The 23,305-nt window shown below is 74.5% G+C and carries 18 protein-coding genes and 2 pseudogenes; 7 read left to right on the top strand and 13 right to left on the bottom strand.

The window, feature by feature from the left end; all coding sequences use genetic code 11:
- Window positions 1-21: 21 nt before the first annotated feature.
- Genes ABD223_RS28055 through ABD223_RS28045 form a run of 3 tightly spaced genes read right to left on the bottom strand, consistent with a single transcriptional unit; the run spans window position 22 to window position 3,580 of the window.
- Window positions 22-2,139, bottom strand: coding sequence for a CotH kinase family protein (locus ABD223_RS28055; protein WP_344039570.1), 2,118 nt, complete (start codon window positions 2,137-2,139; stop codon window positions 22-24).
- The gene (locus ABD223_RS28050) at window positions 2,130-2,981 is read right to left on the bottom strand and encodes a polyphosphate polymerase domain-containing protein (RefSeq protein WP_344039569.1); all 852 of its coding nucleotides are present in this window, start codon (window positions 2,979-2,981) and stop codon (window positions 2,130-2,132) included. Before ABD223_RS28050 ends, ABD223_RS28055 begins: the two co-directional genes overlap by 10 nt.
- Window positions 2,978-3,580: a DUF4956 domain-containing protein gene (locus ABD223_RS28045; RefSeq protein WP_344039568.1), complete on the bottom strand. Its 603-nt coding sequence runs from the start codon at window positions 3,578-3,580 to the stop codon at window positions 2,978-2,980. The genes ABD223_RS28050 and ABD223_RS28045 overlap by 4 nt, the downstream gene beginning before the upstream one ends.
- A 438-nt stretch (window positions 3,581-4,018) precedes the next feature.
- Between ABD223_RS28045 and ABD223_RS28040 the strand changes: the two genes are divergently transcribed.
- Window positions 4,019-5,650, top strand: coding sequence for a sensor histidine kinase (locus ABD223_RS28040; protein ID WP_344039567.1), 1,632 nt, complete (start codon window positions 4,019-4,021; stop codon window positions 5,648-5,650).
- 69 nt (window positions 5,651-5,719) lie between these two features.
- Here ABD223_RS28040 and ABD223_RS28035 read toward each other — a convergent pair whose 3' ends face one another.
- Entirely contained in the window at window positions 5,720-7,072 is a 1,353-nt protein-coding gene (locus ABD223_RS28035) for an MFS transporter (protein WP_344039566.1), read from the bottom strand.
- Window positions 7,073-7,116: 44 nt separating this feature from the next.
- On the opposite strand from ABD223_RS28035, the pseudogene ABD223_RS28030 reads away from it, so the two are divergent.
- Window positions 7,117-7,470, top strand: a pseudogene (locus ABD223_RS28030) (ArsR/SmtB family transcription factor); the annotation flags it as partial.
- Between the two features lie 54 nt (window positions 7,471-7,524).
- Here the strand turns inward: ABD223_RS28030 and chrA are convergent.
- A complete protein-coding gene (gene chrA / locus ABD223_RS28025) occupies window positions 7,525-8,892 on the bottom strand; it encodes a chromate efflux transporter (protein WP_344039565.1) in 1,368 nt (455 codons plus the stop codon).
- 320 nt (window positions 8,893-9,212) lie between these two features.
- Between chrA and ABD223_RS28020 the strand changes: the two are divergent.
- Window positions 9,213-9,512: pseudogene (locus ABD223_RS28020) on the top strand (MFS transporter); the annotation flags it as partial.
- A gap of 73 nt (window positions 9,513-9,585) precedes the next feature.
- On the top strand, window positions 9,586-10,644 hold the full coding sequence (locus ABD223_RS28015) for a pyridoxal phosphate-dependent aminotransferase (protein ID WP_344039564.1): 1,059 nt from the start codon (window positions 9,586-9,588) through the stop codon (window positions 10,642-10,644).
- A gap of 6 nt (window positions 10,645-10,650) precedes the next feature.
- Here the strand turns inward: ABD223_RS28015 and ABD223_RS28010 are convergent, their stop codons facing one another.
- The 4 genes from ABD223_RS28010 to ABD223_RS27995 form a co-directional block, all read right to left on the bottom strand.
- Entirely contained in the window at window positions 10,651-11,325 is a 675-nt protein-coding gene (locus tag ABD223_RS28010; protein ID WP_344039563.1) for a hypothetical protein, read from the bottom strand.
- Window positions 11,326-11,498: 173 nt separating this feature from the next.
- Window positions 11,499-12,347 (bottom strand): class I SAM-dependent methyltransferase, encoded by an 849-nt coding sequence (locus tag ABD223_RS28005; protein WP_344039562.1) that lies wholly within the window; start codon window positions 12,345-12,347, stop codon window positions 11,499-11,501.
- A gap of 73 nt (window positions 12,348-12,420) precedes the next feature.
- Window positions 12,421-13,902, bottom strand: coding sequence for a carboxylesterase/lipase family protein (locus ABD223_RS28000; RefSeq protein WP_344039561.1), 1,482 nt, complete (start codon window positions 13,900-13,902; stop codon window positions 12,421-12,423).
- 123 nt (window positions 13,903-14,025) lie between these two features.
- Window positions 14,026-14,640 (bottom strand): TetR/AcrR family transcriptional regulator, encoded by a 615-nt coding sequence (locus tag ABD223_RS27995; protein ID WP_344039560.1) that lies wholly within the window; start codon window positions 14,638-14,640, stop codon window positions 14,026-14,028.
- 77 nt (window positions 14,641-14,717) lie between these two features.
- Between ABD223_RS27995 and ABD223_RS27990 the strand changes: the two genes are divergently transcribed.
- Complete coding sequence (locus tag ABD223_RS27990) at window positions 14,718-15,077, top strand: GatB/YqeY domain-containing protein (protein ID WP_344039559.1); 360 nt, start codon at window positions 14,718-14,720, stop codon at window positions 15,075-15,077.
- Between the two features lie 19 nt (window positions 15,078-15,096).
- Here the strand turns inward: ABD223_RS27990 and ABD223_RS27985 are convergent, their stop codons facing one another.
- Window positions 15,097-16,479: a serine hydrolase domain-containing protein gene (locus ABD223_RS27985; protein WP_344039558.1), complete on the bottom strand. Its 1,383-nt coding sequence runs from the start codon at window positions 16,477-16,479 to the stop codon at window positions 15,097-15,099.
- A gap of 110 nt (window positions 16,480-16,589) precedes the next feature.
- On the opposite strand from ABD223_RS27985, the gene ABD223_RS27980 reads away from it, so the two are divergent.
- A complete protein-coding gene (locus ABD223_RS27980) occupies window positions 16,590-17,282 on the top strand; it encodes a TetR/AcrR family transcriptional regulator C-terminal domain-containing protein (RefSeq protein ID WP_344039557.1) in 693 nt (230 codons plus the stop codon).
- Between the two features lie 71 nt (window positions 17,283-17,353).
- Here ABD223_RS27980 and ABD223_RS27975 read toward each other — a convergent pair whose 3' ends face one another.
- The 3 genes from ABD223_RS27975 to rhaI are packed head-to-tail and all read right to left on the bottom strand — an operon-like array spanning window position 17,354 to window position 22,021.
- Window positions 17,354-18,799, bottom strand: a complete 1,446-nt coding sequence (locus tag ABD223_RS27975; protein ID WP_344039556.1) for a rhamnulokinase — start codon at window positions 18,797-18,799, stop codon at window positions 17,354-17,356.
- Window positions 18,796-20,835 carry a bifunctional aldolase/short-chain dehydrogenase gene (locus tag ABD223_RS27970; protein WP_344039555.1) on the bottom strand — a complete coding sequence of 680 codons (2,040 nt, stop codon included), beginning with the start codon at window positions 20,833-20,835 and terminating at the stop codon, window positions 18,796-18,798. Before ABD223_RS27970 ends, ABD223_RS27975 begins: the two co-directional genes overlap by 4 nt.
- 25 nt (window positions 20,836-20,860) lie before the next feature.
- Entirely contained in the window at window positions 20,861-22,021 is a 1,161-nt protein-coding gene (rhaI, locus tag ABD223_RS27965; RefSeq protein WP_344039554.1) for an L-rhamnose isomerase, read from the bottom strand.
- A 209-nt stretch (window positions 22,022-22,230) separates the two neighbouring features.
- Between rhaI and ABD223_RS27960 the strand changes: the two genes are divergently transcribed.
- Entirely contained in the window at window positions 22,231-23,241 is a 1,011-nt protein-coding gene (locus tag ABD223_RS27960; protein ID WP_344039669.1) for a LacI family DNA-binding transcriptional regulator, read from the top strand.
- Window positions 23,242-23,305 lie beyond the last annotated feature (64 nt).

Here is a 23,305-nt window from a genome sequence, read left to right as displayed (position 1 = left end):
CGGGGCCGCGCACCGGGCCGGTCAGCTCGCCGTGCAGGTGAGCGCCGACACCCCCGGCGACCCGGAGGCCGTCCCGAGGAACCCGAAGGTGGTGCTGCCGCCCGCCGCGACCGAGCCGTTGTGGGAGGCGTTGCGCGCGGTGACCGCCGTGCCCTGGCTCGTGACGGCGGCGTTCCACGCCTGGCTGATCGTGCCGCCGTTGGTGAACGTCCAGGACACGGTCCAGTTGGTGATCGCCGAGGTGCCCGCGGTGACCCGGACCTCGCCCTGGTAGCCGCCCGGCCACTGGTTGGTGACCGCGTACGCGGCGGTGCACCCGGACGGCAACGGCGGCGACGAGGTGGTCGTGGTGGTCGTGGTCGTCGTTGTGGTGGTCGACGTGGGCGTCGTGGAGGTGGTCGTGCCGCCCCACGCGGCCGTCGTGTCCAGCCAGGCCGCGCGGCGCACCGCCCAGTCCCGGACGGCCTGCACCTGGCCCTGCCACGTGGGCGCGGTCGGCGTGATGAAGGGACCGACCATCCGCGTCGAGAGGTTCGGCCAGCGCTGGAAGTTGCGCTGCGCGGCGTTGGTCAGCGGCCTGGACAGGGCGTCGACCCGGCCCTGGATCGAGGCGTCGGAGAGGACGCCGCGGCGCAGCGACTGCCAGCGGGCCTTGACCTCGTTGACGAAGGCCGGGTCGCGCAGCAGCTGGGTGAACCAGTCGTTGGCCTGCGGCTGCCTGGTCTGCTGGTGCTGCCAGCCCGCGGCCTGGTCGTTCTGGAAGTACCCGCCCACGCCGAACGTGAGGTCGAAGTCCCACAGCGGACCGGCGAAGATCTTGCCGTCCCGGTCCTTGTGGAAGTGGGCGCTGCGGAGGTAGGCGTCCATGTTCCGGCTCAGCTCGTTGACGATCAGGTGGTTGATGAAGGACCCGACGTCGATGTACTTGCGGTACCCGGTGTCGGGGTCGGCGAAGTTCGGCGCCCGCAGCACGTCGTGGAACTCCTGGAGGTGCCCGCGCAACCACTCGCGCTGCGAGGGCTGCAACGGGTCGGGGTCCACCACTTCGAGGTAGTTCCAGCAGGTGGCCGCGGGACCGGTGCACGGCAGCGTCGGCTCCTCGGCGGCCATCCACTCGAACTTCCAGATGTACCCGCCCGAGATCTTGGGCAGGGTGGTGTCGTTCTCGTCCAGCTGCTTGAGGTCGAGCCGGTTGGTGGAGTTCTTGATCGTCTCGACGATCATGTAGACGCCCATGTAGTCGTTCGCGCCCACGCCGGTGGAGTCGGTGTTCAGGTAGAACTCCGCGAACGAGTACCGCGGCGCGTGGAGGCCCATCTGCCTGCCGAGGTCGTAGACGAGGGCCTCGCGGATCAGCGACTTGTCGGGGAACGGCCCGCGCAGCACCCAGTCGGAGTCGGCGGGCATGCCGAGCACCGGGTAGTCGGCGTCGTCGTCCTCGTTGTCCCAGAACTCCAGGCGGTACGGCGTCTTCTCGAACGAGGACGACGACTGGCCCCGCAGCCGGAACCCGGCGCGGGTGGCCACCGTCGGCGCCGCGGCCAGCGACGTCGTCCCGCCGCTGCCCGGCTGGAAGATCATGGTGGCGGCGTGGAAGTCCTCCCGGGCCGGCTTGCCCGCGCCATAGGAGTCGATCAGGACCACCGGCAGGTCGTGCGCCGTGGTCGCGGTGGCCTCGCGGGCGACGTACACGGCCGTCCCGGGCGCACCGGACGCCGCTTGGCCGACGAAGGCCTGCGCCCGCAACTGGGTGGTGCGGGTGAACTGGAGCGGCGAGCCCTGGTAGGGCGCCGACTGCGCGGTCGGCAGCTGCCCGTTGGTGGTGTAGCGGATCTGGGCGCCGCTGATCGCGGTGCCCAGCGACACCGACACCTGTCCCTGGAAGGTGCCGCTGGGCACGGAGAAGGTGATGTCCCCGACCAGGTCCTCCGCCGCGGCGGAGGCCGCGACGGCATCGGCGGCCGAGGTGTCGGCCGGTGCGCTCGCGGCGGGGTCGGCCGCGCCGCTGCCGCGGTCCGGTTCGGCGCCGGCCGCCAGCGGCAACGGCAGGAGGAGTCCGGCGAGGAGCACGGCGGCGACCGCGATGCCCTTGTTCCTGGGTGTCGACGCGGCGCCGCTGCCGCGTGGGGTCAAGCGCACGATGCCTCCTGCTCGGATCGGTGGGAGAGGGTCGTCGCCGGGACGAGGGGCGACCCGGCGCCGCGGAGCGACGGCGCGGCGGCGCGGAAGTGCCTGCGCAGCGTCCGCCGCCACGGCGCGTCGGGCAGGTCCAGGCGGAGCGCGGCCAACCCGGTGGCGTACTTGGAGATGCGGGCGGGCCTGATCCCCGCCTGCCACAGCATCCGGTCGACGGGCGTGGCGGCCGAGGTGCTCTTGGTCTCGACCACGGCGACGCCGGGCAGCCGCAGCACGGAGCCGGGGTCGCGCCAGATGAGCCCGGTGTCGACGGTGACCCGGCTGTCGGTGTCCGGCAGCAGCAGCGTGGTGCGGTGGTAGTCGGTGACCAGCACGGGGTCGAGGTCGCTGCCCGCGGCGGGGCCCAGCGACTCGCGGCCGAGCGCCTCCTCGACGAAGTCGCGCCCCGGCCGCACCGTGCCGCAGTCCCGCGGGTGGTACGGCAGGCGGTGCTTGGTGATGTTGCCGCGCGCGCCGCTGATCTTGACCTCCAGCCAGCACTGCGCGGAGTCCACGTAGGTGCGGGTGCGCACCTTGAACCGCCTGCGCCTGCGGTAGGCCGCGCAGTGGTAGCTGACCAGCTCCGGCGTGTCGAAGTACACCGACTCGTAGCGGAAGGTGCGCTCGCCGTCGATGTCCAGCACCCGTGCGAGCGGGCGGAGCTGCTCCAGCAGGCGCGGCAGCGACTCGGTCGGGACGAGGTACTTGCGGTCCACCCTGGTCTGGAGCGCGGCGCGCTCGACCAGCTCGCCGAGGCCGACGGCGGCCATCCGGTCCAGGACCGGCGTGATGGGGATCGTGGTCATCGGTGTGCTCCGGAACGTGCGGGCGTGCCGGTCGCGGTGGCCAGTCCGCGCGCGGTCAACGCGTAGCGGACGTCGACGACGGTGGTCTCGTTGACCATGTCGACCCGCTGGACGGTGGCGGCGTGCACCCGGCCGTTGAGCAGCTGCTCCAGGTGGGCGATCAGCACGACGTGGTCGGTGATGGCCGAGTCGAGCACCAGGATCTGGTGCCGGTAGCTCCGGAACAGCCGCCGGTGGTCGCCGAGGAACATGGTGAGGAGGATGAGCGCCATCAGCCCGCCGTTGAGCCACGGCGAGGAGGTGCTCAGCGCGCCGAGGAGCCCCAGGGCGAGGGCGGAGAAGTAGTACGCGACCTCGTGCTGGTCGAGCTCCGTCGAGCGCAGGCGGATGATGGACAGCACGCCGAACAGCGCCATGCCCAGGCCGAGCCCGGCCCCGACGTTGCTGGTGCTCAGCGCGCTCGCCACCGCCAGGACGCCGATGTTGACGCCGAGGTAGGCGACGACCAGGTCGCGCCGGCGGTGCCGCGGGAAGTAGAGCCCGAAGACGAGCAGCACGACCGCGCAGATGTCGATCGCGAACAGGACGAGTTGTGGCATCTCGTGCGTCCTCCTGAGCCGGTGCGGGGTCGGCCGGGCACCGCCCGCTTCTTGGCGGGGGTCTGCAGGACGGTCGCCGAAACTTTCGAAGCTGTAGGTAAACTTTCGGGAACTCCCAGCAAACGATAGGTGCATCCGAGGTGTCGCGTCAATGACCTCCCGGTGCGTCTCAGTGCGTGCCAGTGCACCAAAAGGAGCAAACTTTCCTTGTTCGGTCTTGTTTCGGGCTGTGCGCTACCGCTGTCTGGCGGGTGCAAGAGTCCTGTGCGGAGCGTGGCCGTCCGCCGGTGTTCAACTCGAAAGTTTCGGCCTGAGCTGCTGAAAAGCGATACCGCGCGGTGGCGGTCACCGGGCTCCGCCCGCCCGCCGGCTATCCTTCGCTGCTGTCGACCACGGTCGTGGCGCGCGACGTCGCGGCCGGTCCGGAGAGGTGGTGCGGTGTCCTCCCCAGTCGCCGGCGCGCGTGGTCGGCCACGCGGCCTGACGGTGCAGACGTGGTTCTTCCTGCTGCTCGCGGTCATGTGCCTGCTGGTGCTGGTCGGCGCGGTGGTGGGCGCGCGGGTGCTCCAGCACACCGCGCGGGTGTCGGACCAGCAGCTGGAGGGCGTCCAGCCGGCGCGCGCCGAGGCGTACCGGTTGCAGAACGCGCTGGTGGACCAGGAGAACGGGGCCCGCGGCTACGCCGTCACCGCCGAACCGCAGTTCCTGGCCCCCTACACCGAGGGCGTGGAGGTCGAGCGGCAGGCCGTCGGGCGGTTGCGGGAGCTGCTGGCCGGCCGCGAGCGGCTGCTGGCGGACGTGGCGGCGATCGAGGAGGCGGCGCGGGCCTGGCGCCGCGACTACGCGGACCCGCTGGTCGACGGCGTGTCGCCGGGGGACCCGAGGCAGGTCGACACCGAGACCGCCGAACGGGGCAAGGTCGCCTTCGACCGCCTGCGCGGGCTGTTCGAGACCCAGAACGACGACCTGCTGCTGGCCCAGGCGCAGGCGCGGGAGGAACTGCTGCGCGCCCGCTCGGCGCGCAACTGGATCTTCGGCACGGTGGTCGCCGGCCTGCTGCTGACCGCGGGCGCGATCGCCCTCGTGGTGCGGCTGATGGTGGTCGGGCCGCTGAACAAGCTGCGCGCCGCCTCGCGCCGCGTCGCGCGGGGCGAGTTCGACCTGGGGATCGTGCCCCACGGGCCGGCCGACCTGCGCTCGGTCGCCGAGGACGTGGAGGACATGCGCGGGCGCATCGTCGAGGCGTTGGAAGCCGCGCGCGCCAAGCAGGAGCGCCTGGTCGAGCAGGCCGCCGCGCTGGACGCGCGGGCGGAGGAGCTGCGCCGGTCCAACGCCGAGCTGGAGCAGTTCGCCTACGTGGCCTCCCACGACCTCCAGGAGCCGCTGCGCAAGGTGGCGTCGTTCTGCCGGCTGCTGGAGAAGCGCTACCGCCACGTGCTCGACGACCGCGGCGTCCAGTACGTCGACTTCGCGGTCGACGGCGCCAAGCGGATGCAGGTGCTGATCAACGACCTGCTGTCCTTCTCCCGCGTCGGCAGGCTCAACACCGACCGCGCCAAGGTCTCCCTGGACCGCGGCCTCGACCGGGCGCTGGAGAACCTGTCCGTCGCGATCGAGGAGAGCGGCGCCATGGTCGAGCGGCCCGAGCGCCTGCCGGAGGTCGTCGCCGACCCCACCCTGGTGACCGTGCTGTGGCAGAACCTGGTCGGCAACGCGATCAAGTTCCGCCACCCCGACCGCCCACCGGTGGTCCGGATCGACTGCGCGGCGGGGACCTCGGCCGACGGCGCGCCGGTCTGGGACCTGGCCGTGGCCGACAACGGCATCGGCATCCCGGCCGAGTTCGCGGAGAAGGTGTTCGTCATCTTCCAGCGCCTGCACGCCCGCGACGCCTACTCCGGCACCGGCATCGGCCTGGCCATCTGCAAGAAGATCGTCGAGCACCACGGCGGCGCGATCGACCTGGACGCCGGGTACGCGCCGGGCGCGAGGCTGCGGTTCACCCTGCCGGCCCCGGTGGACGCCCCGGTGGACGCCCCGGTCGAGGGCCGGGAGGCGGCGCCCGCCTGACGGCGGCTCTCGGGAGCCCGCCCGGCAAGCCCGCCCCGGGAGTCCGGCGCGCGGTCGGGCCGGCCGGTGTCAGGGCTTCCGGCCGGCGTGCGCGGGCCAGCGGGTGTGGAGGTCGTCGATCCGGTAGGCGTGGGTGTGGCGGAGCCGCCCGTCGACCGGGGTGGCGCCCTCCAGGTGCGCGCGGTCGTGGTCCGGGTCGTGGTCGTGCTCCAGCGCCTCGGGGTCGTCGGCGGGCCACGAGCGGTGCGCCGCGGCGGTGGCGGCGAGGGCGACCGCGCCGAGGCAGACGAGGGTGACCGGCATGGTGGTGGCCGCGCCCAGCGCGCCCGCGAGCGGGTAGCAGAGCAGCCAGCACGCGTGGGAGAGCGAGAAGTCCGCGGCGAACACGGCGGGCAGGTGGTCGGGGTGGGCGGAGCGGCGCAGCAGGCGGCCCCCCGGGGTGAGGACGAGGGAGCAACCCGCGCCCAGCAGGGCCCACAGCGACAGCAGGACGGGCCACCGGGCGGGGTCGGGCAGGGCGGTGGCCGGCACGGCGAGGGCGAGCACGGCGGTGAGGCCGGCGCAGGCGCGGAGCACGACGGAGCGGTCGCGGTGGCGGTCGAGGACGCGGGGCAGCGCCAGGGCCGCGACGAGCGAGCCGAGGCCGTAGGCGGCCAAGGCGACGGCGACGGCCGTGTCACCCAGGCCGAGCGCGCCGCGCACGTGCGGCACGGTGTTCACCAGGACCACCGATCCCGCGGCGGCGGCGGCCAGGTGGACGGCGAGCAGGCCGCGCAGCCTGGGGGTGGCCAGGTAGGTGCGGAGGCCGCGGGTGGTGGCGGCGAGGGTGCGGTCGGCGACGCGCGCGGCGCGGGTGGCGGGCAGGGCGGCGGCGAGGACCAGCAGCGCCGAGGCGGTGAAGCCGAGCGTGGTGCCGGCGAACAGCGCGTCGTGGGTGACGACGGCCAGCGCGGCGGCGGCGAGCACGGGGCTGAGCAGGCTCTCCAGGTCGTAGGCCAGGCGTGACAGGCTCAGGGCGCGGGTGTAGTCGCGCTCGTCGACCAGGACCTCCGGGATCGTGGCCTGGAAGGTCGGGGTGAAGGCGGCGGAGGCCGCCTGGAGCAGGAACACCAGCGCGTGCACCTGCCAGACCTGGTCCACCCAGGGCAGGCAGGCGGCGATGCCGGCGCGGACCGCGTCGAGGCCGATCAGCAGGGGCTTGCGCGGCAGCCGGGCGGCCAGCGCTCCGGCGAGGGGCGCGACGCCGACGTAGGCCACCATCTTGATCGCCAGCGCGGTGCCGAGGACCGCGCCCGCGTCGGGACCGGCGAGGTCGTAGGCGAGCAGGCCCAGCGCCACGGTGGACAGGCCGGTGCCCACCAGGGCGATCACCTGCGCGGTGAACAGCCTGCGGTAGGTGGGGTTGGCGAGCACGGTGAGCACGCTGACCTCCCGTCGGTCGCGGACGCGTGGCACTATACGTGCTCATGTACGCACGCGACGATGTTGCAACAACGCCTGATTGGCAACAGCTACCTCCTGGCGGGCACGTCGAGGCGGCCGTCGACGGGTTCCGGATGCTGGCCGACCCGACCCGGTTGCGGATGATGTGGCTGCTGAGCGGCGCGGAGCACGACGTGACGACGCTGGCGGCGGCGGTGGGCGCCGCCCGCCCGGCCGTCTCCCAGCACCTGGCGAAGCTGAGGCTGGCGGGCCTGGTGTCGGTCCGCCGCGACGGGCGGCGCGCGGTGTACCGGGTGCGCGGCGGCCACGTGCGGCGGCTGCTGGCCGAGGCGGTCGAGGCCGCCGACCACCACCTGACCGGCAGGCCCGACCACGACTGGCCGACCGGGCCGGGCGACGGGCGAGCCTGGTCGGGCGACGGGCGGGTCCGGTCAGGCGACGGGCAGGCCGAGCAGCGCGGCGACCGCGCCGAGGCCGGCGCAGGTCGCCAGCACCCGCAGCACCGACTGGCGCAGCGCGAAGACCAGCACGAGGGCGACGGCGGTGATCGCGGCGGCGACCGGGCGGAAGCTGACGAGCTCGGGCAGGTCCAGTCGCAGCGGTCCGAGCCGGTGCACCCGGCTGTCGGCGAAGAGGGTGTGCACGGTGAAGTAGAGCGCGAGGTTGGCGATCACCCCGACCACGGCGGCGGTGATGCCGGTCAGCGCGGCGGAGATCGCGCGGTTGTGCCGCAGGCGTTCCACGTGAGGCGCGCCGAGCAGGATGAACAGGAAGCAGGGCACGAAGGTCACCCAGGTCGTCAGCAGCGCACCGAGCACCCCGGCGACCCACGGGTCCAGGTCACCGGGGTGGTGGTAGGCGCCCAGGAACGCCACGAACTGCACCACCATGATCAGCGGGCCCGGCGTGGACTCGGCCAGCGCGAGGCCGCGGACCATGTCCCGGGCCGACAGCCAGCCGTAGACCTCGACCGCGCGCTGGGCGACGAAGGCCAGCACGGCGTAGGCGCCGCCGAAGGTGATCACGGCGGTGCCGGAGAAGAACAGGCCCTGGTCGGTGAGCGTGCTGCCGGCGCCGGTGAGCAGCGCCACCGCCGCGACCGGCGCGGCCCACAGGAGCAGGCCGACGCCGAGCACGACCAGGCCGCGCCGCGCCGAAGGGGCTTCCCGGTGCAGCGCGTCGTCGGGGATCAGCGGCGCCGGGCCGTCGTCCGCGCCGTGGCCGCTCCGCGTCGCGGCGGTGGCCGGCGCGAAGCGGCCCAGCGCCCACCCGGCCGCCGCCGCGGCGGCGATGACGAGGGGGAACGGGACCGCGAACAGCGCCAGGGCGGCGAACGCGGCGGCGGCGAGGGCGACGAGCGCGGGGTGGTGCAGGGCGCGCGCGCCGACGCGGACGACGGCCTGGGCGACGATGGCGACCACGGCGGGCGCGAGCCCGGCCAGGACGGCGAGCACGGCGGTGGTGTCGCCGAAGGCGACGTAGATCGCGGAGAGGGCGAGCAGGGCGACCACGCCGGGCAGGACGAACAGGGTGCCCGCGATCAGGCCGCCGCGTCGGCCGTTGAGCAGCCAGCCGACGTAGATGGCGAGCTGCTGGGCCTCGGGGCCGGGCAGCAACATGCAGTAGTTGAGCGCGTGGAGGAACCGCTGCTGGCCGATCCAGCGCTTCTCCTCGACCAGGGTCCGCTGCATGACCGCGATCTGCCCCGCCGGGCCGCCGAAGGTCTGCAACGAGATCAGGAACCACGCCCGGGTGGCGGTGCGCAGCGGGACCACGTCGCGGTCCGGGATCGCGGTCATCGAAGGGCTCTCCTCCTGCGGACACCTTGCCTGGCAGGAGCACGGTAACCCGTTGGCACGGGCCGTCCACATGCTGGACCCACCGGGTGAACACCGGTCGTCCTCGACCGCTGCGCGTCGGGGAGGGAACGAACCGGCGAAACCTTCCTGATCGATCTAGTCCGAACCGGTTGTCCTGGCGTGCGCCGCTGGGCCGGCGGAGGCCGTTTGGCTGCTGTCCCCACCGCCGGGAGGGTCGCTGGGGAGCGCCTGGGTGGGGCGGGCTGCCCCGGCCGTTCTGGGTGGTGTGGGCGGGCACGCCGGCCAACCGGCTCGGCACGATGGTGCTGCCGTTCCTGTCGCTGTACCCGACCTCCGACCGCGGCCTGTCGGTCACCGAGGCGGGCGCGGTGCCGGCCCTCGTCGGCATCGGGCAGGTGTTCTCCCCGCTCATCGGCGGCGTCCTGGCCGGCCGGGTCGGCCGCCGCGCCACCCTCGCCGGCGGCCTGCCGGCGACCGGGGCCGCCATGGTCGCGGTCGGCTACGCGACCGACGTGGTGGCGCTGCTGGGGCTGGCGCTGCTGCTCGGCCTGGTGCTCGACCTGTTCCGGCCCGCGGTGCAGGCCGTCGTGGCCGACCTGCCGACGCCCTCCCGCCCGCCGACGCCGCCCTGCCTGCCGACACCGCCCTGCCCGCCGTCCGAGGGGATTCCCGTTGAGGCTCAACGAAGCCGCCGCCCGCCTGCCCGGGTCGGGCATCCGCGAGATCATGGAGCTGGCCCTGCGCCGCCCGGACGCGATCCGCCTGGAGATCGGCGACCCGGACTTCGACACGCCGCCGCACGTCGCCGAGGCCGCCGCCCGCGCCGCCGCCGACGGCGCCACCCACTACGCCTCCACGGTGGGCATCCCGCCGCTGCGGGTCGCCCTGGCCGAGAAGGTGTTGGCGCGCAACGGGTTCGCGGTCGCGCCCGAGCAGGTCGTCGTCACCCAGGGCGCGACCCAGGGCATCTTCACCGCCCTGGCGGCCCTGGCCAACCGGGGCGACGAGGTGCTGGTGCCCGACCCGGCGTGGCCCAACTACCTGATGATGACCGGGCTCCTGGGCCTGGACGCGGTCCGCTACCCCCTCACCGCGGACACCGGGTTCCTGCCCGACGTCGACCGGCTGGCCGAGCTGGTCACACCCCGCACCAGGGTGCTGCTGGTCAACTCGCCGTCCAACCCCGTCGGCACCGTGGCCGACCGGGACCGCATCGCGGCCCTGGCCGAGTTCGCCCCCGAGCGCGTGGTGTCCGCGTACAGCTTCTCCAAGACCTACGCCATGACCGGCTGGCGCATCGGCTACCTGGCCGTGCCCGCCGGGATCGCCGGCGTCGTGGCCAAGTGCCAGGAAACGGTGGTGGCCTGCGTCAGCACCCCCACCCGGCACGCCGCCCTGGCCGCCCTCACCGGTCCCCAGGACCGCGTGGCGGAGATGCGCGCGGCGTACCGGTCGCGCCGCGACCTGGTGGTGGCGCTGGCGGAGGAGGGCGGGCTGGAGCTGCCCACGCCGACGGGCGCGTTCTACGGCTGGGTCGACATCGGCCGCTCCCACCCGGGCGCGGCCCACGAGTTCGCCGTCGACCTGCTGGCCCGGCACGGCGTCGCGGTGGCGCCGGGCACGGCGTTCGGCCCGGCGGGGGAGGGGTACGTCCGGCTCTCCCCGGCCGCGGCCGGGGAGGACCTCGCCGAGGGCGTGCGCCGGCTGGCCCTGGCGGTCACCGGGGCGTAGCGGGCGTCAGGACAGCAGCCAGTCGCCGGGGAACGCCTCCAGGACGGCCCCCAGGGCCCCCGGCGTCCGGCCGCGCACCATCAGCAACCCGCCGTCGACGACGCGGACCACCGCGTCGTCGTTCGCGTACCAGCGCGAGCCGCCGACACCGGGCGCGGGCAGCGGTGCGAACGCGCGCTCGACCCGCGTCAACTCACCGTCGTCCTCCAGCTCGCGCCAGTCGGTGAGCCCGTCCTCCAGGAACAGCGACTCGGACAGCACCATCTCCACGCACGCCAGCGAGAACCGGTCGAGGAAGGGTTCCCACCGCTCCTCGCGCTTGTCGGCGAGGTCGGGCCGCACCAGGACCGGCGGGTCGTCACCGGACAGCGCCACGCCCCAGTGCGCGCACCCCTGGTTCTCCACCCGGTGCACCAGGACGTCGTCCCACAGCCCCAACCGGTCGGGCGGCAGCAGCTCGTCCTGGTTGGAGGTCAGGTCGGTCCGCCGGCCGAACAGCGCGTACGCCTCCCGCACCGCGGCGGGCAGCCGCACGCCGAGGCGTTCCTCCGCCTCGTCGACCGCGCACCCGTCGCCGTCGCCGAGCGGCGTCGCGAAGTGCTCGGCGTACTCCCGCACGAACCGCCAGGCGCCGTCCCGGTCGACCGCCCGCTCCACCGCCGCCACGACGTCGAAACCCATGGGGAGGAACCTTATCCGGTTGGCGAGGTCCCGGGGGCCTCACCACGTTGCCGGGGTGGACCTCTTCTCGCGCTCCTGGGCGGCGGGCGCCGACCGGCGCGGAGAGGGCCGAGCTGGGCGACCTGGTCGCGAGGCTCCCGTTCGTCCTGGGGTGATCGCCGCCCCGCGGCGGCTCAGCGCCGCCGCGCCTCGATGAGCCAGGCCGCCGAGCCGTACCGCACGCCGCCGTCGGTCAGGTGCTCGGCCATGCTCGCCCGCAGGTCGTCCGCGGCACGCGCCCGGCCGTCGTCGTCCAGGCCGTCCATCAGCCACCCGAACTGGCCGACCACGAACCGGAAGGCGTCGTCGACGTCCCGGCCGAAGCACATCGGTTCGGTGAGGCCGTGCAGCCGCACGTCGGCGAACCCGGCCGCGGTCAGCAGCTCCCGAACCTGGTCGGGGTCCCTGAGCGAACCCGGCGACGGCGGCGGGGCGGGCAGCTCGCGACCGGCGGACAGGATCGCGCGGAAGGTGCTGACCCACTCGTTGCGCTGCCACGGCTGCCACGACAGCAGCGCGAGGCGGCCGCCGGCGCGCACCGCCCGCGCGACGTTGGCGAACGCGGCGGGCGGGTCGCCGAAGAACATCGCGCCGTGCCTGCTGACGGCGACGTCGAAAGCCCCGTCCGGGAAGGGGTGGACCTGGGCGTCGGCCTGGAGGAAGCGCGCGTTGCCCAGCCCTTCCCGCGCCGCCAGCTCCCGCGCCAGGTCGACCATGCGCGAGGACAGGTCCACGCCGAGCGCCGTGCCGGGACCGGCGAGCCTCGCGGCGTCGCGGGTGGTCCGGCCGGCGCCGCAGCCGATGTCCAGGACGGCCGAGCCCGGTTCGATCGCCGCCGCGGCCAGGAACCGGTCCTGGTAGCGCGCGACGCCCTCGTCGAAGCGCTCGGCCCGGGTCGCCCAGTACGCGCCCTGGTCGCCGTCCCACGCGCGCAGCTGCTCGGCGTTGGACGGGTCGACCACCGGTGCGGTCCGCTCGCTCATCCTCGATCCCCTCGTTCCACGGTCGGGCCAACCTACGGGTCGCGCCCGGCCGCGGCGATCGGGTTACCGGGCGTCAGGGCATCCGCGCCCAGAGGTCGAGGTGGTGTTCGGCCGCGTAGTCGACGCCGCCGATCCGCTCGGGCGCCAGGGACTGGACGTGCTCGAAGCGCGGCCAGGCGGGCAGGTCGTCGCCGGTGGGTTCGCCGCGGGTGGCGAAGGCCGCCCAGCACCGGTTCACCCGCGCGGCCAGCTCGCGCTGCGCGGGCCCCGGCGGCGGACCGCCGGGCACGTCGAACTGGTAGGCCAGCTCGGCGGCGTGCTGCGCGCCGCCGGGGAAACCGGGCACGGGCGGCGGGGCGCCCTGGTCGGCGAACTCGTAGCACCAGGTGGCGGTGTGCTCGGCGAGGGCCCGGCCCAGCTCCCACGTCGGTCGCGCCCAGGCCCGGTCGGTGGAGACCCGCGCCCAGGCGAGGTTCGGGGTGGGGAAGAGGTCGAGCGGGTAGCGCGCGGCGACCTCGTCCGCCGCGTCGCCGAAGGCCTCGGCGAGCAGCCGCGGGTAGCTCTCGGCCGTGACCGGGTCGCCGGCGAGCGCGACGAAGAACCTGGCCTCGTCGCGCGTGGCGCCCAGCAGCAGCGGCACCCGGTGGAAGCGGCCCGCGGGCAGGGCGTCCCCGGGCGACTCGGGCAGGGTCGGGCCGCCGAAGGCCGGTCTGGTGAAGGCGTCCGAGGCCTGGAGCAGGTCCGCCACCGGCACCCGCCGCAGCCGCGCGAGGGCCGATCCCGGGTCGGCGCCCGGCGCGACCCACCCGTGCTCGACGGCGGTGGCGACGCCGAGCCGTTCCAGCTCCGCCAACGGGGTCCACCTCGGCGGCAGCGCGGGCACACCGGGCATGAGCACGTGCGCCGGCGTCGCGCCGAGCACGGAGAACGGGCTCTGGAGGACCGCGCGGTGGAACAGCCCGGCCGACCCGGGCGACACCAGGTGCGCCGCGACCATGAGCGCCCCGTACGACGAGCCGGCCAGGGTCACGTTCGCCGGGTCGCCGCCGAACCGGGTGATCTCCCGGCGCACCCAGCGCAGCGCGGCCCGCTGGTCCAGCAGGCCGAAGGCGCCGCTGTCGGGCAGACCCGGGTAGCCGAAGCAGCCCAGCACGCCGAGCCGGGAGTTCGGCGCGACCACCACGACGTCGTTGTCCACGACGAGCCGGCGCGGGTCGTGGTCGGAGCCGCTGCCGTTCGTCCCGCCGCCGCCGTGCAGCCACACCACCACCGGCCGCCCGGTCGCCGGGGTGTCCGGGGCGGTGACGTCCAGCGTGAGGCAGTCCTCGTCGAGGGAGGTCGTGCCGGTGAACGACCGGGCCGCCTGCGGCGCGGGGCTGCCGGGCTCGGTCGCGTCCCGGACCCGGTCCCACGGCTCGACCGGCGCGGGGGAGAGCCACCTCCGCTCCCCGACCGGGGCCGCGGCGTAGGGGACGCCCCGGAACGAGAGGCGTCCGTCGAGCCGGCGTCCGCGCACGGCGCCGGTGCCGAGCCGCACGGTGACGTGCCGGGTCACCGGGCACGCCCCGGAGGGGGTGGCAATATGGTCATATTGCTACGATAGCCGCACGGGCCCCCGCTGTCGCGGAGGTTCCCCACCGAGGTGTTGCCGCGGAGGTCTTTCCGCGAAGGGGGGTGATCAGCGATCGGCGGAACCGGTGAACACCGAGGCGATGGCCCGGCGCAGCGCCTCCCGGGCCGGGAACGAGCCCGCGCCCGACAGCGACACCTGGTCGGCCAGCCCCTGCGTGGCCGCCAGGACCACGCGGGCGGCGAGCGCCGCGTCGACCCCGGGCTCCACCTCGCCGCGCGCCACGCCGTCCTCGACCGCCGCCGTCACGTGGGCGAGGATCTCGCCGCCCGCCCGCCGGGCGACCTCGGCGAGGCCGGCGTGGTGCAGCGCCTGGGCCTGGAGCCCCTGCCGGACGCGGTACTCGACGTCCCGCTCCGCGTCGAGCGGCAGCAGTTCGACCAGGGTGTCGAGCAGCACCTCCGCGACCGGGAGGTCGGCCGTCCCGCCGTCGTGGACGTTCACCCGCACCCGCTCGGACATCCGGGCCACGGCGTCCTCGTAGGCGAAGTGGAGCAGCACGTCCTTGCCGCTGAAGTAGTGCTGGATGAGCCCGACCGACACCCCGGCCTCCGCGGCCACGCGCGAGAACGAGGCGGCGGCGAACCCCTCCGCGGCGAGCAGGCGCTGGAACGCCCGCGCGACCTGGGCTCGGCGCTGATCGTGATCGGCAACCCGCGGCACCCGGATAGCGTACAACCGCACTGCCACCGGCGGACGGCTCCGACGCCCCGCCGCCCAACCGGATCGGGAACCAACCCATGCGCGACACCCTGAGCGACGGCCTGAAGACGGCACTGAAGAACCGGGACCGCGTCGCGGTCTCCGCACTCCGCTCCGCCCTGTCGGCGATCGGCAACGCCGAGGCCGTCCCGGTCGACGACCAGGTGGGTCCCGCGGCGGTCGGCGAGCACGTCGCGGGCGCGGCGGCGGGCCCGGGCGCGGCGGAAGCGGAGCGCCGCGCGCTGACCGGCGCGGACGTGCGGTCGATCGTGGAGGGCGAGGTGCGCGAGCGCTCGACCGCCGCGGCGGAGTACGAGCGCCTGGGTCGCGACGACGTGGCGGAGCGGCTGCGCGCGGAGGCCGAGGTGCTGAACCGGTACCTGGGGCCGGGCGCCTGATCCGCCCTGACCGCGCGGGTCAGCCGCTGACCGCGCGGTCGCCGCCCCGCCGCCCGAACAGCCTGCCCGCGAGGTCGACGCCCGTGATCGCCCCGCCGGTGCGGGTGAAGTACCCGCGCTGCCCCTTCAGGCCGCCCTCGGTGATGATGTACTCGTCGCCGTCGCCGGGCAGGAAGCCGATGGCGGCGGGTGGGTGGTCCGGCGGCATCTCGTTCTCCGACGCGCCGCGGATCTCCGGCTTGATCCCGACCGCGAGGGTGAGCCGGGACCCGTCGGCGGCGATGTCGAGGTCCATGGCGTCGATCTCGTAGCGGCCGGCGACCTCCCGCGCCCGCGCCTCGTCGTGCGGCACCGGCTCCGGGTCGCGGTCGACCACGCCGAGGTGGTGCTCCAGCGCCCAGCGGACCACGGCCTGGTTGAAGGAGTAGCCGTCCGGGCCGGCGTTGGCCAGGGAGACGACGGCGAAGTCCCGCTCGGGCACGATGAGCAGTTCGGCGAACTGGCCGTTGCCCGACCCGCCGTGCCCGATGGTGCGGACGCCGTCCACGTCGCGCAGGAACCAGCCGGTGCCGAAGGCGTCGCCGAGCGTGCTGGCGCGCAGCTCGACGGTCTTCTCCCTCATGCGGTGCAGCGCGCCGGCGGGCAGCACGCCGTCGCCCGTCCCGAGGTGGAACCGCGCCCAGCGGAGCAGGTCGCTCACCGAGGACGCGATGCCGCCGCCGGGGTTGTCGCCGCGCGAGCCCGCCCGCCACGCCGCCCACGGCCGGGCGAACCGCATCACGCCGTCCGCGTCGCGGTTGTGGCCCACGGCGAAGCGCCGCACCACGACGTCGTCCAGTTCGAAGAAGGTGTTGGCCAACCCGACCGGTTCCAGCACCAGCGAGGCGATCGCCTTCTCGAAGGGCAGGCCGGTCACCTGCTCGACCACCCGCCCGGCCAGGTTGAAGCCGGCCTGGCTGTAGGAGGCGCGGGCGCCGGGCGGCGCGATCACCGCCAGGTCGGCCAGGCGGGCCACGAACCCGGCCAGCGTGGCCTCGTCGGTGTCGATCAGGTTCCAGTCCAGGCCCGAGGTGTGGTTGAGCAGGTTCAGCACGGTGATCCGCGCCGCCGCGCCCTCGTCGGAGAGCACCAGCTCGGGGACGTACCGCCGCACCGGCGCGTCGAGGTCGACCCTGCCCTCCGCCGCGAGGCGCACCAGCGCGGTCGCGGTGAAGGTCTTGGTCACCGAAGCCAGGTGGAACAGCGTCTTCCCGTCCACCGGCAGGGGATTGCCCAGGCTGGTCACACCGTGGGACGCGAGGATCTCCCGCCCCTCGACCAGCACCCCGACGGACACGCCGGGGATGCCGAACCCCTCGGCCGTCTCCCGCACGAACCCGGCGAGTTCCTCTTGCGCGTGCATCGCCACCTCCACCCCTCGAAGACTTGAACTAAGTACAAGAGCGACCCTAGCCGCCCTCTTGAACAAAGTGCAAGTACTGGCCTGAACTAAGTTCAACTAGGGTGTCGGCCATGCCTCGCGACACGTTGACCGCGGACCAGATCGTCCGCGCCGCCATCCGGCTGCTGGACGAGGAAGGGCTGGACGGCCTCAACATGCGCAGCCTGGGTCAACGGCTCAACTCGGCGGCCACGGCGATCTACTGGCACATCAAGACCAAGGACGACCTCGTGCGGCTCGCCGGCGACGCGATCTGGGACGAGGTCGAGCTGCCCGACCCCGACGCCACCGACTGGCGCGCCGCCGCCGCCTCGCTGGCCACCGGTATGCACGCGATGCTCACCCGGCACCCGTGGCTGGGGCAGGCGTTCGGCAGCCACCTGCTCTACGGGCCCGCCAAATCCCGTTACGACGAGCACGGCCTCACCGTCTACGAGCGGGCCGGGTTCACGCCCGACGAGGCCGACCGCGCGGCCGCCACGGTGTTCGTCTTCGTGCTCGGCAGCACCCTCGGGACCGCCGCGCAGGTCTCCCTGACCCGCAGGCTGAACAAGGACGGCGACGCGGAGCGGGCGCTGGCCGAGACCATGGCCGAGGCCACCGCGATCGCCCAGCGGTTCCCCCGGCTGCGCGAGCGCTTGACCACCGTCCCGCCCGCCGCCGACTACGCCGCGGCTCCCGGTGGCACCTTCGAGTTCGGCCTGAACTCCATCCTGGACGGCTTCGAGGCCCTGCTGGCGGCCGGCCGTCGCGGGTGCGGGTGACCACCGCGCCCGCGTGACCACCGCGCCCGCGTGGCCGCCGCACCCGCGTGGCCGCCGCACGGCCTGCCCGGTCAGGCCAGGCGCTCCTCCGCCTCGTCCCAGTCCCCGCCACCCGCGCGCGGCTCGTACCGGACCAGCCCGGTCGAGGCCCGCACCACCGCGCGCAGCTCCGCCAACCCGCCCGCCACCACGCCGAGCGCCCGCGCCTGGACCAGCGCGTTGCCGTACGCCGCGGCCTCCACCGGCCCGGCCACGACGGGCAGCCCGCAGGCGTCCGCGGTGAGCCGGCAGAGCAGGGTGTTGCGCGCGCCCCCGCCGACGACGTGCACCACGTCCACGACCCGACCCGACAGCTCGGCCGCCTCGCGCACGGCCCGGCGGTGGGCCAGCGCGAGGCTGTCCAGCACGCAGCGGACGATCGCGGCGCGCGTCGTGGGCGGCGGCTGCCCGGTGCGGGCGCAGGCGGCGGCGATGCGGGCGGGCATGTCACCCGGTGGGATGAAGGCCGGGTCGCCCGCGTCGACCACGGCGGCCAGGGCGGGTTCGTCGGCGGCGGCGGCCAGCAGGGGGCCCAGGGCGGGGTCGCCCCACTCGCGCAGGCACTCCTGGAGCAGCCACAGGCCCATCACGTTGCGCAGGTAGCGCACCGTGCCGTCGACGCCCAGCTCGTTGGAGAAGTTGGCCCGGCGGCCGGCTCCGGTGAGCACCGGCGCGTCCAGCTCGACGCCGACCAGCGACCACGTGCCGGTGGCGACGTAGGCGAAGTCCCGGCCCGCGGCGGGCACCCCGACCACGGCCGACGCCGTGTCGTGCGACCCGACCGCCACCACCGGCGCCCGCCCGGTCAGGCCGGTCTCGGCCAGCACGTGCGGCAGCAGTTCGCCGACCACCGCGCCCGCCTCCACCAGGGGCGGGAACAGGGTCGCGTCGATGCCCAGGCGGTCCATCAGCCCCGTCGACCAGGCGCGGGTCCGCGCGTCCAGCAGGCCCGTGGTGGAGGCGTTGGTGACCTCGGCGGCGCGTGCGCCGGTCAGCCAGTGGTTCAGCAGGTCCGGGACCAGCAGCAGCTGCCGCGCGGCGGCCAGCTGCGGCGTGCCCGCGGCGGCGGCCAGCTGGTAGACGGTGTTGAACGGCAGCACCTGCAACCCGGTCACGTCGTACAGCTCGGTGGCGGGCACGCGGGCGTGCACGGCGTCGGCCGCGCCGTCGGTGCGCGCGTCCCGGTAGTGGACCGGGTTGCCGAGCAGCGCGCCGGTGGCGTCGAGCAGGCCGTAGTCCACCGCCCACGAGTCGACGCCGACGGCGTCCAGCCGCGGCCCGGCCGCCCGCAGGCCGTCGAGCACGCCCCGGTAGAGCGCGAGCACGTCCCAGTGCAGCGTGCCGCCGAGCCGCACCGGACCGTTGGGGAACCGGTGCGCCTCGGTGAAGTCCACCCGGTCGGGCGTGACGTCGAAGGCCATGACGCGTCCGCTGGACGCGCCCAGGTCCACCGCCGCGACCCGCGCGCCCGCCGTCACCGCAGGAACGCGGCTGCGACGCCGGAGTCGACCGGGACGTGCAGCCCGGTGGTCTGGGACAGGTCGCCGCCGGCGAGCGCGAACACCGCGGCGGCGACGTGCTCGGGCAGCACCTCGCGGCCGAGCAGGGTGCGCTTGGCGTAGTAGGCGCCCAGCTCCTCCTCCTTGACGCCGTAGACGGCGGCGCGCTGCGCGCCCCAGCCCCCGGCGAAGATGCCCGAGCCGCGGACCACGCCGTCGGGGTTGACGCCGTTGACGCGGATGCCGTGCGCGCCCAGCTCGGCGGCCAGCAGTCGCACCTGGTGCGCCTGGTCGGCCTTGACCGCGCTGTAGGCGATGTTGTTCGGGCCGGCGAAGACCGAGTTCTTGGACGAGATGTAGACGATGTCGCCGCCCATGCCCTGCTCGACCATGACGCGCGCGGCGGCCCGCGAGACCAGGAACGAGCCCTTCGCCATCACGTCGTGCTGGAGGTCCCAGTCGCGCGCGGTCGTCTCCAGCAGCGGCTTGGAGATCGACAGCCCGGCGTTGTTCACCACCAGGTCGACACCGCCGAAGGCGAGCACGGCCTCGGCGAACGCCCGCTCCACGGCCGCCTCGTCGGAGACGTCCGCGGCCACGCCGATCGCCACGTCGGCCGACCCGATGCCGGCGGCGACCGAGGCGGCCTTGGCCGCGTCCAGGTCGGCGACCACGACGCACGCGCCCTCGGCGGCCAGCCGCTCGGCGATGGCCTTGCCGATGCCCGACGCCGCGCCGGTCACCAGCGCCACGCGCGTGGCCAGCGGCTTGGGCTTCGGCATCCGCCGGAGCTTGGCCTCCTCCAGCGCCCAGTACTCGATGCGGAACTTCTCCGACTCCGGGATCGGCCGGTAGGTCGACACCGACTCCGCGCCGCGCATGACGTTGATCGCGTTGACGTAGAACTCGCCCGCGACGCGCGCGGTCTGCTTGTCGCGGCCGAAGGAGAACATGCCCACGCCGGGCACCAGCACGATGGCCGGGTCGGCGCCGCGCAGGGGCGGGGAGTCCGGTGTGGCGTGCCGCTCGTAGTAGGCGCGGTAGTCCTCGCGGTAGGCGGCGTGCAGCTCCTTGAGCCGCGCGGTGACCTCCTCGACGGTCGCGGCGCCGGGCAGGTCGACCACCAGCGGCTTGACCTTGGTGCGCAGGAAGTGGTCCGGGCACGAGGTGCCCAGCTCGGCCAGCGGCGCGAGCTTCTCCCGGGCCAGGAAGTCCAGCACGGCGTCGCTGCCGGTGTAGTGGCCGACCTGCGGGTGGTCGGTCGAGGCGAGGCCCCTGACCACGGGGAAGAGCGCGGCGGCCCGGGCGCGGCGCTCGGCCTCGGGCAGCGGCTCGCGGCCCGGCACGACCGCCCCGAACGGCTCGGCGACCCCGTGCTCGACGAGGAACGCCTCCGCCGTGCGGATGATCTCCAGCGAGTTCGCCTCGCACTCCTCGGACGTCTCGCCCCACGCGGTGATGCCGTGCCCGCCGAGGACGCAGCCGATGGCCCGCGGGTTGGCGTCCTTCACCGCGGCGATGTCCAGCCCCAGCTGGAAGCCGGGGCGGCGCCAGTCGACCCACACCACCCGGTCGCCGAAGCACCGCCCGGTCAGCTCCTCGCCGTCGGCCGCGGTGGCCAGCGCGATGCCGGAGTCGGGGTGCAGGTGGTCCACGTGCGGGGCGTCGACGAGGCCGTGCATGGCGGTGTCGATCGACGGGGCCGCCCCGCCCCGGCCGTGCAGGCAGTAGTCGAAGGCGGCGACCATCTCGTCCTCGCGGTCCACACCGGGGTAGGTGTCGGCCAGGGCGCGCAGCCGGTCCAGCCGCAGCACGGCCAGCCCGGCGGGGGAGAGCGTGCCCAGGTCGCCGCCCGAGCCCTTGACCCAGAGCAGGTCCACCCGCTGCCCGGTGACCGGGTCGGTGTCGCCGCCCTTGGCGGAGGTGTTGCCCCCGGCGTAGTTGGTGTTGCGCGGGTCGGCGCCCAGCCGGTTCGAGCGCGCGACCAGCTGCGCGACGGTCGTGTTGTCGGTCATGCGGGGAGGCTCCTCGTGGGGGTGGTCAGGACCAGCCGGCCTGGGTGCCGCCGACGCGCTCGGCGGCGATCTTCGCGGCGTAGCCGGAGGCGCGGTAGGCGGCCATCGGGTCGCGGGGCAGGCCCCTGGCCTCGCGGCGGTCGGCGAGCGCGCCGCGCACGTCGGTGTGGAAGGCGTCCATCAGCACGTCGTGCGCGCCGATCACGTCGCCCGCCTCCTGCGCCGCGGTCAGCGCCGCGGTGTCGACCAGCAGCGCCTTGGCCAGGGCCTGCTCGACGTTGAGGACGGAGCGGACCTGCCCGGCGACCTTGTCCTCGATGTTGTGGCACTGGTCGAGCATGAAGTTGACGCCCGACTCGGGGCGGTGCGCGCCGACCGCGACGATCTCGACCATGATCCGGAACAGCTGGAACGGGTCCGCGGACCCCACCATCAGGTCGTCGTCGGCGTAGAAGCGGGAGTTGAAGTCGAACGCGCCCAGCCGACCGGCGCGCAGCAGCTGCACCACGATGAACTCGATGTTGGTGCCCGGCGCGTGGTGGCCGGTGTCGAGCACCACCTGCGCGCGCTCGCCCAGGGCCTGGCAGTGCAGGAGCGCGGTGCCCCAGTCGGGGATGTCCATCGTGTAGAAGTACGGCTCGAAGAACTTGTACTCCACCAGCAGGCGGTGCCCGGGGTCGAGCGCGGCGTAGATCTCCCGGAGCGAGTCGGCCAGCCGGTCCTGCCTGCCGCGCAGCGAGTCCTGGCCCGCGTAGTTCGTGCCGTCGGGCAGCCACAGCTTGAGGTCGGTGGAGCCGGTCGCGCGCATGACGTCGACGCAGTCGAGGTGGTGGGCGACGGCCTTGGCCCGCACGCGCGGGTCGACGTGGGTCAGCGAGCCGAGCTTGTAGTCGTCGTCCTGGAACAGGTTCGAGTTGATGCCGCCGATGCGCACGCCCAGCTCCTCGGCGTGCGCGCGGAGCCCGTCGAAGTCCTCGACCCGGTCCCACGGGATGTGCAGCGAGACCCTGGGTGAGAGCCCGGTCAGCGCGTGCACCTGCGCGGCGTCGGCGATCTTCTCGAACGGGTCGCGCGGGGTGCCCGGTGTGGTGAACACCTTGAAGCGGGTGCCGGAGTTCCCGTACGCCCAGCTCGGCACCTCGACGGTGAACCCGTCGAGGTCGGACAGTGCCTCCTGTGGGGACATCACGTCGTTCCTCTCGACAGCGCGAACACCGGCGAGACGGACGATAGTGGGCCTTGGAACGTTTCACAACAGTGTCCGGCGAGGACGCTTGAGTTGGGCTGCACCGTTTTCCGCTCCTGCTAGGCTCCTGCGAACGCCGGGTGCCTTGACGTTTCAGTCGGTGCCCGGTCGGTAGCGGAGGGAGAGGTGCCGCAGTGGCCGCGCCGAGCATGAAAGACGTAGCCGCGCACGCGGGCGTGGCGCTGGGCACGGTGTCGAACGTGCTCAACCACCCGGAGATGGTGACCGAGCGCACCCGCAAGCGGGTGCTGGACGCCATCGCCGAACTGGGTTTCGTGCGCAACGAGTCGGCCAGGCAGCTGCGCGGCGGCACCAGCCGCACCCTCGCCTACGTGGTGCTCGACACCCGCAACCCGTTCTTCACCGACGTGGCCGCCGGCGCCCAGCAGGTGGCGGACGAGGCGGGCCGCGCCCTGTTCCTGTGCGACGGCGGTGAGGACGCCGTGCGCCAGGCCAACTACCTGGACCTGCTCGAACAGCAGCGCGTGGAGGGCATCCTCATCACGCCGGTCGAGGCGGACGACCCGCGCATCGCCGCCGTGGTGGCCCGCGGCACGCCGGTCGTGGTCGTCGACCGGGGCGCGGGCCCGGACCGCTGCTCGGTGTCGGTCGACGACGTGCTCGGCGGCGACCTCGCCTTGTCCCACCTGCTCGACGCCGGGCACCGCCGGATCGCCTTCATCGGCGGCCCGCGCGCGATCGGCCAGGTCGCCGACCGCATCACGGGCGCGGAACGGGCCCTGGCCCGCGCCGACGCCGAACCCCTGACCGTCCTGGAGACCGCCCGGCTCGACGTGGCCGAGGGCAGGCGGGCCGGGGAGCGCCTGGCGGGCCTGCCCGCCGCCCGCCGCCCGACCGCGGCCTTCTGCGCCAACGACATGCTCGCGCTGGGGCTGTTGCAGCAGGCGGTCCGCCTCGGCCTGCGGGTGCCGGAGGACCTGGCGATCGTGGGCTACGACGACATCGAGTTCGCCGCGGCCGCCGCGGTGCCGCTCACGTCCGTGTCGCAGCCCCGGCAGCTGCTGGGGCGCACCGCGGCGGAGCTGCTGCTGGCCGAGGCGCGGGACCCGGACGGGCACCGGCACGAGAACCGGGTGTTCGAGCCCGAGCTGGTGGTGCGGGAGTCCACGCGCATCCGGCCGCTGGGCGGGGTGGCCTGAGCCGGGGCCGCCAACCGGGTGGCCTGAGCCCGGGGGGCGTGGGCCCGGTCCACGCCCCCCTCAT

The organism is Saccharothrix xinjiangensis (assembly GCF_039527585.1).
GTDB classification, from domain to species: domain Bacteria; phylum Actinomycetota; class Actinomycetes; order Mycobacteriales; family Pseudonocardiaceae; genus Actinosynnema; species Actinosynnema xinjiangensis.
Note: the sequence above shows the minus strand (reverse complement) of the source record. Positions and strands in the feature narration are given on the sequence as shown.